The sequence below is a fragment of the Faecalibacterium sp. OF03-6AC genome (assembly GCF_003478175.1).
Lineage (GTDB): Bacteria > Bacillota > Clostridia > Oscillospirales > Ruminococcaceae > Faecalibacterium > Faecalibacterium taiwanense.
This window is the reverse complement of the sequence record NZ_QUEN01000006.1, coordinates 70,197-82,475: the sequence shown is the minus strand read 5'-3', so window position 1 is coordinate 82,475 and position 12,279 is coordinate 70,197. Positions and strand designations below refer to the sequence as shown.

Annotated in this window: 12 protein-coding genes; 7 read left to right on the top strand and 5 right to left on the bottom strand. The window is 54.7% G+C overall.

Going from position 1 to position 12,279, the window contains the following annotated elements; translation table 11 throughout:
- Nucleotides 1–45 precede the first annotated feature (45 nt).
- From DXA66_RS08410 to DXA66_RS08400, 3 genes are all read left to right on the top strand, one after another.
- Nucleotides 46–1,005 carry an EFR1 family ferrodoxin gene (locus DXA66_RS08410; protein WP_347562860.1) on the top strand — a complete coding sequence of 320 codons (960 nt, stop codon included), beginning with the start codon at nucleotides 46–48 and terminating at the stop codon, nucleotides 1,003–1,005.
- A gap of 28 nt (nucleotides 1,006–1,033) precedes the next feature.
- Entirely contained in the window at nucleotides 1,034–1,861 is an 828-nt protein-coding gene (locus DXA66_RS08405) for a purine-nucleoside phosphorylase (RefSeq protein WP_118528159.1), read from the top strand.
- Nucleotides 1,862–2,287: 426 nt separating this feature from the next.
- Complete coding sequence (locus DXA66_RS08400) at nucleotides 2,288–2,665, top strand: desulfoferrodoxin family protein (RefSeq protein ID WP_118528157.1); 378 nt, start codon at nucleotides 2,288–2,290, stop codon at nucleotides 2,663–2,665.
- Between the two features lie 72 nt (nucleotides 2,666–2,737).
- Here the strand turns inward: DXA66_RS08400 and DXA66_RS08395 are convergent, their stop codons facing one another.
- The 3 genes from DXA66_RS08395 to yedE are packed head-to-tail and all read right to left on the bottom strand — an operon-like array spanning nucleotide 2,738 to nucleotide 4,327.
- On the bottom strand, nucleotides 2,738–2,974 hold the full coding sequence (locus tag DXA66_RS08395) for a DUF3343 domain-containing protein (protein ID WP_097778274.1): 237 nt from the start codon (nucleotides 2,972–2,974) through the stop codon (nucleotides 2,738–2,740).
- A gap of 9 nt (nucleotides 2,975–2,983) precedes the next feature.
- The gene (locus DXA66_RS08390; RefSeq protein WP_097778273.1) at nucleotides 2,984–3,205 is read right to left on the bottom strand and encodes a sulfurtransferase TusA family protein; all 222 of its coding nucleotides are present in this window, start codon (nucleotides 3,203–3,205) and stop codon (nucleotides 2,984–2,986) included.
- A 21-nt stretch (nucleotides 3,206–3,226) separates the two neighbouring features.
- Nucleotides 3,227–4,327 carry a YedE family putative selenium transporter gene (yedE, locus tag DXA66_RS08385; RefSeq protein WP_118528155.1) on the bottom strand — a complete coding sequence of 367 codons (1,101 nt, stop codon included), beginning with the start codon at nucleotides 4,325–4,327 and terminating at the stop codon, nucleotides 3,227–3,229.
- Nucleotides 4,328–4,493: 166 nt separating this feature from the next.
- Between yedE and DXA66_RS08380 the strand changes: the two genes are divergently transcribed.
- On the top strand, nucleotides 4,494–5,390 hold the full coding sequence (locus DXA66_RS08380) for a selenium metabolism-associated LysR family transcriptional regulator (RefSeq protein WP_118528153.1): 897 nt from the start codon (nucleotides 4,494–4,496) through the stop codon (nucleotides 5,388–5,390).
- A gap of 191 nt (nucleotides 5,391–5,581) precedes the next feature.
- Here DXA66_RS08380 and DXA66_RS08375 read toward each other — a convergent pair whose 3' ends face one another.
- Together DXA66_RS08375 and DXA66_RS08370 are read right to left on the bottom strand one after the other, a co-directional pair.
- Nucleotides 5,582–6,235 carry an NAD(P)H-hydrate epimerase gene (locus DXA66_RS08375; RefSeq protein WP_118528151.1) on the bottom strand — a complete coding sequence of 218 codons (654 nt, stop codon included), beginning with the start codon at nucleotides 6,233–6,235 and terminating at the stop codon, nucleotides 5,582–5,584.
- A gap of 23 nt (nucleotides 6,236–6,258) precedes the next feature.
- A complete protein-coding gene (locus DXA66_RS08370) occupies nucleotides 6,259–7,389 on the bottom strand; it encodes an SLC13 family permease (protein WP_118528333.1) in 1,131 nt (376 codons plus the stop codon).
- A gap of 731 nt (nucleotides 7,390–8,120) precedes the next feature.
- On the opposite strand from DXA66_RS08370, the gene DXA66_RS08365 reads away from it, so the two are divergent.
- The 3 genes from DXA66_RS08365 (at nucleotide 8,121) to DXA66_RS08355 (ending at nucleotide 12,050) form a co-directional block, all read left to right on the top strand.
- Nucleotides 8,121–8,537: a DUF6551 family protein gene (locus DXA66_RS08365; RefSeq protein WP_347562868.1), complete on the top strand. Its 417-nt coding sequence runs from the start codon at nucleotides 8,121–8,123 to the stop codon at nucleotides 8,535–8,537.
- Between the two features lie 471 nt (nucleotides 8,538–9,008).
- Nucleotides 9,009–9,857: a PRD domain-containing protein gene (locus DXA66_RS08360; RefSeq protein WP_097778269.1), complete on the top strand. Its 849-nt coding sequence runs from the start codon at nucleotides 9,009–9,011 to the stop codon at nucleotides 9,855–9,857.
- Nucleotides 9,858–9,950: 93 nt separating this feature from the next.
- Nucleotides 9,951–12,050 (top strand): PTS transporter subunit IIABC, encoded by a 2,100-nt coding sequence (locus tag DXA66_RS08355; RefSeq protein ID WP_118528149.1) that lies wholly within the window; start codon nucleotides 9,951–9,953, stop codon nucleotides 12,048–12,050.
- The last annotated feature ends 229 nt before the right edge of the window (nucleotides 12,051–12,279 follow it).

The following is a 12,279-nucleotide window of genomic DNA, read 5'->3' as shown; positions in this document are numbered from 1 at the left end:
GGCAGACAGGCATCTAAAAAACCATACAAAAACGAGGGAACAGCCATGGTACTTTATTTTACAGGAACCGGCAACAGACGGTATCTGGCACGGCGCATTGCCGAAGGGCTGGATATGCCGCTTTACGACCTGAACACCTGCATCAAGGCAGGGGATACCGCCCCGGTGCAGACCGGGCAGGATGTGGTGCTGGTCACGCCTACCTACGCATGGCGTATTCCCCGGGTGGTGTCCCAGTGGCTGGGCAACACCGAGCTGACCGGGGCAGAGCGCATCTGGTTTGTGATGGATTGCGGCAGCGAGATCGGCAATGCGGCAAAATATAACCGGCAGCTTGCGGCGCAAAAGCACCTGCGGTACATGGGTACAGCTCAGATCATCATGCCGGAAAACTACATTGCCATGTTCAATGCGCCGCAAAAAGAGCAGGCCCGGAGCATCGTGGAGCAGGCAGAGCCTGCGCTTCAGAAGGCGCTGGCGCAGGTCAGAGCTGGGCAGGAATTTTCTCCACTGAGAGACACCCGCTACGACCGCTTTATGAGCGGCCCGGTAAACCCGGCGTTCTATCGCTTTTTTGTGAAGGCGGATGCCTTCCGGGCAACGGATGCCTGTATCGGATGCGGCAAGTGCGTGGAGCTGTGCCCCCTGAACAATATCCGGCTGGAAAACGGCAAGCCGGTCTGGGGCAAACATTGCACCCACTGCATGGCCTGCATCTGCGATTGCCCCAAAGAGGCCGTCGAGTATATTGAAAAGTTGAATCATCAATATATTGATCTGCTGAACGGGGATGGTCTGGCATCTGATAAGTTCTGGGGGCTGAATCGACGCATCCGTGAGGATCGAAAAAGTCTGGGTGTTCAGATGGAACTTCGTAAAACGGATCTGCCGTATACGCTGGTCAATCTGCTGCATGAGAAAATTATCACGGAAGATGACCTGAAGCAATTCAGCAATGTATTGCAAGACGCGGTGAAACAGCTACAGGAACGAATGGAAGAGTGAATGCATACAACAGCAAAGGAGAAAACCTATGGAATATCTTTATGAAAAAGCACAGGAGAGCGCCGAGTATATCAAAATGCATACCACCAAACGCCCGAAAATCGCGGTGGTGCTCGGCTCCGGCCTTGGTAATCTGACCGCAGACTTTTCCGAGACGGAAGAACTGCCCTATAAAGACATTCCGAATTTCCCGGTGTCTACAGTAGCAGGCCACAAAGGTGCGTTGCTGGCAGGCAAGCTGGGCGAGAAAGAGGTCTATGCGCTGGAAGGACGGTTCCACTTTTATGAGGGCTACTCCATGAAGGAAGTCTGCTACCCGTTCTATGTCCTGAAACTGCTGGGTGTGGAACAGGTGGTGCTGACCAATGCCTGCGGCGGCATCAACCGGGAGTTTGCGCCGGGCACCCTGATGCTCATTACCGACTTCATCAACATGATGGGTACGAACCCGCTCATCGGCCCCAACGACGAGCGCTTCGGCCCGCGTTTCCCGGACATGACCGAGCCGTACAGTCTGGAACTGCGGAATCTCGCCAAACAGACCGCCGACGAGCTGGGCATTTCCTATCAAGAGGGCGTTTATCTGGGCTTCATGGGTCCCTGCTACGAAACGGCCGCTGAGATCCGTGCCTTTGCGGGCATGGGTGCCGATGCTGTGGGAATGAGCACCGTGCCGGAAACCATGGTCTGCAATTATCTGGGGATGAAGGTGCTGGCCGTCAGCTGTATCACGAACATGGCCACCGGCATCCAGACGGTGAAGCACAGCCACGCCCGCGTGCTGGAGATCGCCAATCAGGCCGGGGAGACCCTGTGCCGCTGGCTGGGTGCGGTGATCCAGAAGATGGAAGGGTGAGAACGCCTTTTTCCAAGAGACTCATAAACAAATAAATATCCCCCGGCGGAGCCGGGGGATATTTATTGCGTCTGTGCCTTTTCCTGCAGGTGGTAGTATGATATACTTGTGACGATAAATCGGAAGTTGCAGGGGGTAACAGAGATGAAAAATAGGATAATCGGTGTTATATTTTTAATTGTCTTTGTGTCAATCAACCTTTGGGCCATTTTGACAAAGAACTATTCCAATTCATTTCTGGCAGGAATTGCAGGGATGTGTCTTGTTACCGCAATTCTTTATCTCCGAAAAGGAAAAAAGTGATCCAATTCCTGCGTGTCTGACAAAATAATCCTTCCTTCTGTGACCCAATCACGGAAATTAAAACTGAGAATTGTTATCATATAGACACAAGAAACACAAAACATTCTCAGGGAGGATTTCGATATGAGTGCAAAGTTTTACATCTGTGACCACTGTGGTAACCTCATCACCACACTCCACGATGCAGGCGTTCCGATGCTCTGCTGCGGTGAAAAACTGCGGGAGCTGATTCCCAACACCGTGGAAGCCGGCGGAGAAAAGCATCTGCCGGTGGTCGAGCGCTCCGGCAGCACCCTGACCGTCACGGTGGGCGCGGTGGAGCACCCGATGGTGGATGTCCACCATATCCAGTGGCTCTATGTGGAAACGGCGCAGGGCGGCCACATCCGTTATCTCCATCCGGGCGAGGCACCCAGAGCGGTTTTTGAGCTGGGGGAGGAAACGCCGGTGGCAGTTTATGCCTACTGCAATCTGCATGGCCTGTGGACGACAAAACTCTGATAAAACAATAAGTCCCCTCCGCGCAGATACCCGGAAAGCGAGATCCGGGTCTGCACGGAGGGGACGATTTTGTTATAGCAGAACTTCTTTGGTCTGTTCGATTTCAACAGGGCACTCTGCAAGCAGGCCGGAATGCTGCCGGTACGCATCCGGTTCCATCCGCCATGCGATCCCGCAGCCAGCAGAAAGTTCCCGCGGAACAGGGATCAGCCTGCCGGGAATCCCGTTCTGTTTGCAAAAGGCTTCCAGTTCCATGACCGCAGAAGTAGTGTAGAATGTCAAAACCTGATAGGGCTTTTTTGCTCTCATACGCTGCCGTTATGCCTGAAAGGTGATCTCAAAACAGCCATCCGCCCGCGTGGTCGTCTGACCGTCCTTGTGTTCATATTCCAGCATTTTTTCAATGTTTTTGCGGGTGTGCGCTTCATCACCGAGAACGCGGATCATCTCGCCCGGATGCTCTTCCATCGCATCCATCGTCAGCAACACCGGTTCAGGGCAGGAAAGGCCGCGAACGTCCACTTCAACAAATTTAGCCATTGTGCTTTCTCCTTTTTCAGATCACTTTGCCGCTTTTTTACGGCGCAGGTTGGTTGCTGCAATCATAAACAACAGTACAATGCAAACGATGACTGCAATCTTGCCGGGCATGGCCGGGCCACCGGGAACAGCGGCATCGGTCGCTGTGGCAGCTTTGGCGGCGCTGCCGACCAGATTAAAATTGTGTGCAAAAGCGGCACCCAGAAGCATACCGAGGAACGTTACCGCGCTGTCGGAGGAACCCTGCCCTGCAAGGATCAGCTGACGCAGCGGGCAGCCACCGGCCAATACCGCTGCAAAACCGACAACGTACATGCCAAGGATGTTCCACAGATGCTGCGAATGTGCAATGGGCTGGCCGGAGAAGCTCAGATGGAAATTGCTGGTGGCAATGTTATAAATGGTCATGACCGCAAACAGCGCGGCAATAATGCTGAGCAGGTCGAAATTCTTCATCAGGATCACATCGCGGATGCTTCCGGCAAAGCACATACGGCTTTTCTGTGCGAGGGCACCGATGACCAACGCGACCATCAGTGCCAGCAGCAGCGGAGCGTGCTTGCTGCCGGGGCCTTCCGTGCTTGCCGCATAAGCACCCGTTGCCACACCAATCACCAGCAGAGCAGCCAGCAGAACCGGCAGCACCGCACCGCTGAGCGACTTGGTTTCATAGGCTCTTCCCAGAGAAAAGCCTTTTTTCAAGAAGCAGGAGCCAGTGGCGACACCGCCAGCAAAGCCGATGAGCGCCACATACGCATTCAGGTCACCGGCAGACATCCGTAGCACCATGCGCAGCGGGCAGCCCAGAAAGACCAGTGCACCGATCATCATAACGGCACCCAGCAGAAAACGCACCATCGGCGCAGAACCGGCGGTAGAGCGATACTCTTTGGTTGCCATGGAAATCAGGAACGAGCCGCAGACAAAGCCGACGATCTCAGGGCGGAAATACTGAACGGGTGCAGCGGTGTGCAGTTTGAGCGCGCCTGCCGCGTCGCGGATGAAACAGGCCACGCAGATTGCCATGTTGGCCGGGTTGCCAGACATGGCCAGAAGCATGACCAGAAGTCCGATGACCACACCGGACAAGGCCAGCTTCCATGTTTTGTCGAATAATTTCATGATTGCCTCCTTTTTTAGCGGGTGAACTTTACCAGTTCAGTATAACACACACGATTTTTCAGGTGAAATTGATTTTATTGATAATATGTATGTACTTATTGATATAATCGATGAATGAAACTATAATAGAAGAAAAAGCCTTTTCAGCACAAAAAAGGAGCGCAGCATGGATATCCGCCAACTGGAAGCCTTTGTGTATACCGTAAAATACCAGAGTTTTTCCCTTGCGGCTCAAAAGCTTTATCTTTCGCAGCCGACCGTCAGTTCGCATATCAACAATCTAGAAAAAGAACTTCATACACAGCTTTTGAAGCGAACGACCAAGAGTTTGTCGGTCACGCCCGCAGGGCAGACCCTTTACAACTACGCAGCTGAGATCCTGAATCTCCAGCAGAAAGCGATTCTGGAACTTTCCGATAAAAATCAGAAGCTGCTGCACATCGGTGTTTCCTCCGTTCCGTCCCTCTATCTTCTGCCGGAACTGCTGTCGGCGTACCATCAGGAAATGCCGGATGTCCGCTTCCGTACCAGCTGCTCGGACAGTCTGGATGTCATTCGGAAAGTAACAGATGGAACCTGCGATATCGGGCTGGTCGGCACGAAAATTTCGGATACACCCTGCCGCTTTCTGCCGGTCACTTCGGATGAACTTGTGATCGCGGCCCCGGCTACACCGCATTTTCAGGCCTGCCTGGAATTGAAAGATCCGGTTTCCATGCTGCTAAAAGAACCATTTCTCCTGCGGGAGGATACTTCGGGGACAAAACAGGAAACGCTCTATTATCTGAAAAACCGGGGACTTTCGCTGGACGATCTGAATGTGATCGCTGTAATGGATGATGCCGCTTCGCTGATCCGCTGCATCACACTGGGGATGGGCATCTCCATCCTTTCCCGCGCAACGGTTCAGAACGATGCACAGCTTGGAAAGCTGTTGATCATTCCTCTGGAACAGTCGGCTTTCTTGCGGAAACTCTATATCGTGTATTCTTCCACACAGTTTATGTCGGAACAGACGGCGCACTTTTTTGCGTTTATGAAGCAGTTCTATGCCATTTCCTGAAAAAGGAACCGATGGCTCCCGGCCTGTGGATGACAAAACTCTGATAAAACGAAACGTCCCTTCCGCGCAGATACCCGGAACGTGAGATCCAGGCCTGCACGGAGGGGACGTGCGTTGTTTCAGAGCTGTCACAGGCATTTGCCGCAGCCGTGCCACGGATTCCAGATATCGTGCAGGATGACCACCTCCCATTAAAACACCGGGTGCCACTCGTCTCGGATGCCGATGTCGTCACAGACGATTTTGCCGCAGAGCGGTGCGGACGATACTGCCGTGTGCAACGGCTTGTAACTGTCAAAGGTGACGGTCAGGTCGGCGCGGACAGCACCTTCGGCCACCTCGCCGGTGTCGGTGTTGATGCCGCTGGGCAGGTCTACTGCCAGAACAAACGCGCCGTTTTCGTGTTGACAATTCATCAGCGCACAGGCGGCAAGGCCGGAAGGACGCAGACTGCCATGGAATCCGGTGCCGTAGAGCGCATCCACGACAGCAGTAAATGGTTCATGCGAAAGCCCGGAGCCGTCGGAGCAAATTTCCACCGGCAGACCGTGCAGGCGTTCAAAATTTGTGATGGCATCGGGCGTTTTCGGCTCACCCTCGGCCAGAAGGACGGTCACCTTCCAGCCCTCTTTTGCGGCGGCGCGGGCGATGACAAAACCGTCCCCGCCGTTGTTGCCCTTTCCGCAGACCACCAGCAGAGAGCCGGGCTGCGGAAGGACGTTTTTCAGTTCGGCGTAGGCTGCAAGCCCGGCGTTCTCCATCATCTGCAGATAGGGCAGGCCGTGAGCATTTCCGGCCTGTTCGATGGCCTTCATCTGTGCAGCCGTGACAATACGATACTTCATTTCGGAACCTCCACGTTTCGGTCTTATCGCCCGAAGATCCTCCATTCAGCCAGCAGGATCACCAGAAAAATCAGGTTGGACAGGGTGAACAGCTTGAAGTAGCGGCCTTTTTCCTCCGGCAGCTCCCGCGCGATCTGGCGGTAGGAAATCAGGCTGGCCATGGACGCGATCAGGGTGCCAAGGCCGCCGAGATTCGTGCCGATGATAAGCGCGGCGGTTTCATCCGTGAACCCGGACAGGAGCAGGGCAGCGGGAACATTGCTGGTGACCTGCGAAGCCAGAACTGCCACCAGCACTTCCCGCCCGGCGAGGATGGCTTGCAGCCAGCCCGAAAAGGCCGGGATGCGCCCCAGATTGCCGATGAAAACGAAGAATGCCACAAAGGTCAGCAGCAGGGAGTAATCCACATTGCGGAGAGTGGAGCGGTCAGCGCAGAGGGTACAGACCAGCACAGCGGAAAAGGCAACGCCGTAGGGCAATACCCGGACGACCGCCAGCAGACAGACCGCAAACAGCACCACATCCAGCAGGATGATTTTCCGGTCTGCGGTGGTGTTCGGCTGCTCCGGGAGCGCACCGATGCAGGAGGATGCCTGTTTGCGGCAAACCATGACCGCCCAGCCCACCAGAAGCAGCAGAGAAACGACCGTGTAGGGGAACATGAGCAGGAGGAACTCCGCCATGCTCATTCCGCTTTTGCCATAGAGGTAGAGGTTCTGTGGGTTGCCGATGGGCGTGAGCATACTGCCAAGGTTGGCCGCGATGGTCTGCATGCACACCACCGGGATGGTCAGCGCCCGGCGGGTGTCCGGCGCAAGGCCGCTCAGCACCACAAAGGTAAAGGGGACAAAGGTCAGCAGGGAAACGTCGTTGGTGATGATCATGCTCCCGAAGAAGCACAGTCCGACCAGAACGAGCACCAGCTGCAAGGTGCTGCCGGTCCGTGCCAACAGCGCCCGGCCCATCCGGTCAAAAACGCCCTGCCGCCGCAGTCCGGCCATGATGGTCATTAGGGAAAATAGAATAGCGAGCGTGCGCAGGTCGATGTAACCGAGGTAGTCTGCATCCGGCGGCACAAAGAACATGGAGAGCACGGCCAGTACGGCGGCGACCGAAAGAACGGTCTCCTGTTTGAGAAATCGCTTTAACTTCATTTGAAATTCCATAGCATCCGCTTTCTTTCAAGAATAATCGATACATCCTTTAGTATAGTAGATGTGGAACAAAATGCAAGTTTTTTGCAGCGGTGAGTGATGGAACAGCGCAATTCAAAAAGTTGGATGTTTCATTGAAAATCTGTCAATAAATAATTTGTTGACACTCTTTTTGCGCTGTGATATCTTGACATCAGGGGACTATTAGAAAGTGGCAATTTTAAATTATGCTATCCTATAAGTGTAATATCTCGATTGCGTTATGAAGTCGAGCGGAAAATGCACCTTTGACAATTAACAGAAAGACGAATTTTCTCGTCTTACTTAGGAGTTGAGTCTGATGAATGGACTCAACTCCTCTTTTTTGTCTGTTGTATCCCAGAACTTGGACTAAGAGGGTGGGCAACTTGGACTACAAGTCCATAAACTTTTCTGCGAAAGTACGATACAATCATGTCACGGAAACGGACCGGGCCCGAGAGGGAACGGAAACCGGAGCCGACGAACCTTGAAAATTGAATATGCAGCTTCAGGTACTTCCAGACAATGATACTTCCGTAATTCGCGGCCCGGTCATAAAGAAGACGGGGTGGCCGAGAGGCCAATGGAGTGGTGCAAATCCACCGCCTGAATGTTTCCCTTTCTCAGGGGTGCCGGGGGCAAATTAAGAGAGACCATACAAAACCTTTTCCAAACGCCGTTCAGGGGGAACCCGGACGGCGTTTTTATATATCAGCGAAAAGGAGTATGATCCGAAGGTCAGCTTTCGGGATGGCCGCTATTACGTCTTTGATGGGCAGAACACGGTGGAGGCACGCCGGGCCTGCAACGGCGGCAAGGATCTGCCCATTCGCTGCAAGGTTTTCCTCGGTCTGAGCAAGGAGGATGAAGCAACGCTCTTTGCGCTGCAGACCGGCATTTCCACCTGCCTGACGGCGGGCGAACGTCTGCGTGCCAATCTGGTGGCAAGAAACCCGGATGCGATCCATTTTGTGAGAGCCACCGTAGATACCGGTGTGGAGTTTGCCTATGACGGCAACCGGGCGTCCTGGAAGATCTACCGCATCGAAACAGCATATCCGCAGTATGCCAGTGCAACGAAATGCGCGGAACAGGTCGTTGAGGAAGAAGAAAACGCAGTTAAATGAAAACAGGGTGTGCCAAGCAGGTGGTTGCAACGAGAAACAATGAAAAGAATTTTTGTGAAGGTGATGAGTTACGAGATGGAGCACAGCTTTCTCCGCAATGATCTCGATTGAAAACAACTGCACATATAAAGCAAAAAAGGAATATTCTTACTTGTCAATCTGCTGTAGAAAATCACCTGAGTTTGGGCAAAATTGATAAAGTGAAAAAGAAACCCGTTCCCATCTTGACACTCCGCAAAGAATATGGTATTGTAATCAAGCATAGAATAAATTTCCATTCAAGTGCTTAATTTGTTCGTGCCTTACAAAAAAGAAAAATGTACGTGAGCAGCGTCGTTGGATTGTTACCGTTTGGCGGGCTAGACCAACTCTGCATAGCACAAGCCGAAAGCGTGTTTCAGCCTTCGGTATGTTTGCTGTGTCAAGAGTGGTCTTTTTTTATTGCCTTTTTCAACCTGAGGAGGAGAAACGATGCAATATACCGTCAAAAAACCAATCAACAACAACATCCTGCGGGTGGTGGACCCCACCGGCTGCGAGCTGATCGTTACCGGGCGCGGGCTGGGCTTTGGCGCAAAGCCGGGGTACAAGCTGGACGCCGGAAAGGTGGAGCGCAGCTACCGCATGACCAGCCCTGCCGTGCAGCAGAAGCTGGTGGAGCTGCTGGAACAGATCCCCTATGAGCATCTGCTGCTCACCGACGAGCTGGTGGAGATGATCCGCAGTCGGGTGAATTACCCGCTGAACGAGAGCATGCTCATCACGCTGGCCGACCATATCAGTTTTGCCATCCAGCGCAGTGAGCAGGGGATTCGCTTTTCCAACCCGCTCATGGCACCGATCCGGGAGTTCTATCCGCAGGAGTACCGTCTTGGCATGGACTGTCTGGCGATCATCCGCCAGCGCTGCCGGGCAGATCTCTCGGATGACGAGGGCGGCTTCATCGCCCTGCACATCGTCAATGCGGAGCTCAACACCACCATGAGCGTGGTGAACGATGTCACCCGCTTTGTGGACGGCTGCGTGCAGGTGGTGGAGTGCTTCTACGACTGCCATTTTGACCGGGATGCGCTGGATTTCAGCCGCTTTACAGTGCATTTGCGCTTTTTTGCGCAACGTGTATTTCAAGGAAAACAGGAGCAGGAAAACGATACCCACGACGAAGTGTTCCGCGCCCTGATCGCCCGCAATTGCAGCGAACACTACAAATGCGCCTGCTGCATTGCGGAATATGTCCGCAACACCTGGCACAAGGAGCTTTCGGACGAGGAACTGGTGTTCCTTACGATCCATCTGAAACGGATTCGGATGGGGAAATAAGCCGCCCGCCTGCCGTACCTTTGATTCTCCGCAGGCCACGCCTGCGTGTGGATATATATGCTGGATACGAACTTGAGAAAAGGAGAACTGAAGATGAAAGACAAGATCTTTGGCGTGCTGCAGCGTGTCGGACGCAGCTTTATGCTGCCCATTGCACTGCTGCCCGTGGCGGGCCTGCTGCTGGGCATTGGCAGCTCGTTCACCAACGAGACGATGCTGGCGGCTTATGGCCTGAACAGCGTCATCCACCCCGGTACCCTGATCTACACCATTCTGGACGTGATGAGCCAGACCGGCAGCGCCGTGTTCAACAACCTGGCCCTGCTGTTCGCCATGGGCGTGGCCATCGGCATGGCCCGCAAGGAAAAAGAGGTGGCCGCTCTGTCCGGTGCGGTGGCCTATATCATTATGAATACGGCCATTCAGGCCATGATCAACGCCGCAGGCGGCGTGGACGCAATGCCCGCCAACTCCACCACCACCATGCTGGGCATCACCACCCTGCAGATGGGCGTGTTCGGCGGTATCGTGGTCGGTCTGGGCGTGGCAGCCCTGCACAACAAGTTCTATAAGATCGAGCTGCCGCAGGTGCTGGCCTTCTTCGGCGGCACCCGCTTTGTGCCCATCATCAGTTCCATCGTGTATCTGGTGGTCGGCATCGCCATGTTCTACATCTGGCCGGTGGTGCAGAATGGCATTGCTGCGCTGGGCGCACTGGTGCTGGCTTCCGGCTACGCAGGCACCTTTATCTACGGCCTGCTGGAGCGCGCACTGATCCCCTTCGGCCTGCACCATGTGTTCTATATGCCGTTCTGGCAGACCGCTGTGGGCGGCACCGCCATCATCGACGGTGTGACCGTGACCGGCGCCCAGAACATCTTCTTTGCAGAGCTGGCCTCCAAGTCCACCACGGTGTTCTCGGTCAGCGCTACCCGCTTCATGGCCGGTAAGTTCCCCTTTATGATGTTCGGTCTGCCCGGCGCGGCGCTGGCGATGTACCAGTGCGCCAAGCCGGAAAAGAAAAAGGCGGCAGGCGGCCTGCTGCTTTCCGCAGCCCTGACCGCCTTCCTCACCGGCATCACCGAGCCGCTGGAATTTACCTTTATCTTTGTGGCTCTGCCCATGTACGCCGTGCACTGCGTGCTGGCGGGCCTGTCCTTCATGCTCATGCATATCCTGAACGTGGGCGTGGGCATGACTTTCTCCGGCGGTCTGATCGATCTGGTGCTGTTCGGCGCGATGCAGGGCAACGCCAAGACCCACTGGATCTGGGTGGTCGTGGTCGGTGCGGTGTACTTTGTACTGTACTACATCATTTTCCGTTTTATGATCTCCAAGTTCAACTACAAGACCCCGGGCCGTGACGATGCCGAGGAAGTCAAGCTGTACACCCGTGCGGACGTGAACGCCCGCAGCGCCGCTTCCGGCAGCACCGCTCCCGCAGGGGATGATCCGGTCAGCGCCCTGATCGTAGAAGGTCTGGGCGGTGCCGACAACCTGTCCGACGTGGACTGCTGCGCCACCCGCCTGCGCTGCACCGTCAAGGATGTTGCGCTGGTCAAACAGGATGTGCTCAAGGCCTCCGGTGCCTCCGGCGTGATCTGCAAGGGCGACGGTGTGCAGGTGGTATACGGCCCCAAGGTGGCCGTCATCAAGGCAAAGCTGGAAGATTATCTGGAAAATGTACCTAAGACCCCGGCGGCGCCCGCAGCACCCGCCCCGGCGGCCCCCGCAGCAAAGGATACCGTGCTGTCTGCCTGCCTGAACGGCACTGTAGTGCCGCTGGCCGAGGTGAAGGATGAAGCCTTTGCCAGCGGTGCACTGGGGGATGGCATTGCCATTGAGCCCACCGATGGTGAACTGGTGGCACCTGCTGACGGTGAGATCTCTTCCACCTTCGACACCCACCATGCCGTGGGCATGACCACCGTTGACGGCGCGGAGTTGCTGATGCACATCGGCATCGATACGGTCAAGCTGGGCGGAAAGCACTTCACCTACCTCGTCAACGAGGGCGACAAGGTAAAGAAAGGTCAGCCGTTGATCCGCTTTGAACTGGAAGCCATTAAGGCCGAAGGCTATCCCGTGACTACGCCGCTCATTGTCTGCAATACTGATGACTATGCCGCTGTCGTGGCTAAAGCCAGTGGCACCGTAAAGCAGGGCGATGCGCTGCTGGAACTGAAGCACTAAGCATTTCTCCCAAACTGTAAGGCAGGGTTGTTATAAAAGGGGGGCTGTTGCAAAAAAGCCCCAACAAAAAAATGAGATAGACTTCCCCAAAAGGGGTTGCCTATCTCATTTTTTTAGGATGAAGAAAACCACATGAGGGAGGAACGAAAAATGGATTACAGCGCACAGGATGCCCTGCCGCCTACATCAGCGGCTATTGATGCAATCACAGTTGGCGTTATAGGATCCG

Excerpts from the sequence above, each read along its gene's own strand:
- DXA66_RS08380 (WP_118528153.1), top strand. The coding sequence starts at position 4,494 with ATGGATATCCGCCAACTGGAAGCCTTTGTGTATACCGTAAAATACCAG.
- DXA66_RS08375 (WP_118528151.1), bottom strand. The coding sequence starts at position 6,235 with ATGAAGTATCGTATTGTCACGGCTGCACAGATGAAGGCCATCGAACAG.
- DXA66_RS08400 (WP_118528157.1), top strand. The coding sequence starts at position 2,288 with ATGAGTGCAAAGTTTTACATCTGTGACCACTGTGGTAACCTCATCACC.
- yedE (WP_118528155.1), bottom strand. The coding sequence starts at position 4,327 with ATGAAATTATTCGACAAAACATGGAAGCTGGCCTTGTCCGGTGTGGTC.
- DXA66_RS08410 (WP_347562860.1), top strand. The coding sequence starts at position 46 with ATGGTACTTTATTTTACAGGAACCGGCAACAGACGGTATCTGGCACGG.
- DXA66_RS08355 (WP_118528149.1), top strand. The coding sequence starts at position 9,951 with ATGAAAGACAAGATCTTTGGCGTGCTGCAGCGTGTCGGACGCAGCTTT.
- DXA66_RS08405 (WP_118528159.1), top strand. The coding sequence starts at position 1,034 with ATGGAATATCTTTATGAAAAAGCACAGGAGAGCGCCGAGTATATCAAA.
- DXA66_RS08370 (WP_118528333.1), bottom strand. The coding sequence starts at position 7,389 with ATGAAGTTAAAGCGATTTCTCAAACAGGAGACCGTTCTTTCGGTCGCC.
- DXA66_RS08395 (WP_097778274.1), bottom strand. The coding sequence starts at position 2,974 with ATGAGAGCAAAAAAGCCCTATCAGGTTTTGACATTCTACACTACTTCT.
- DXA66_RS08360 (WP_097778269.1), top strand. The coding sequence starts at position 9,009 with ATGCAATATACCGTCAAAAAACCAATCAACAACAACATCCTGCGGGTG.
- DXA66_RS08390 (WP_097778273.1), bottom strand. The coding sequence starts at position 3,205 with ATGGCTAAATTTGTTGAAGTGGACGTTCGCGGCCTTTCCTGCCCTGAA.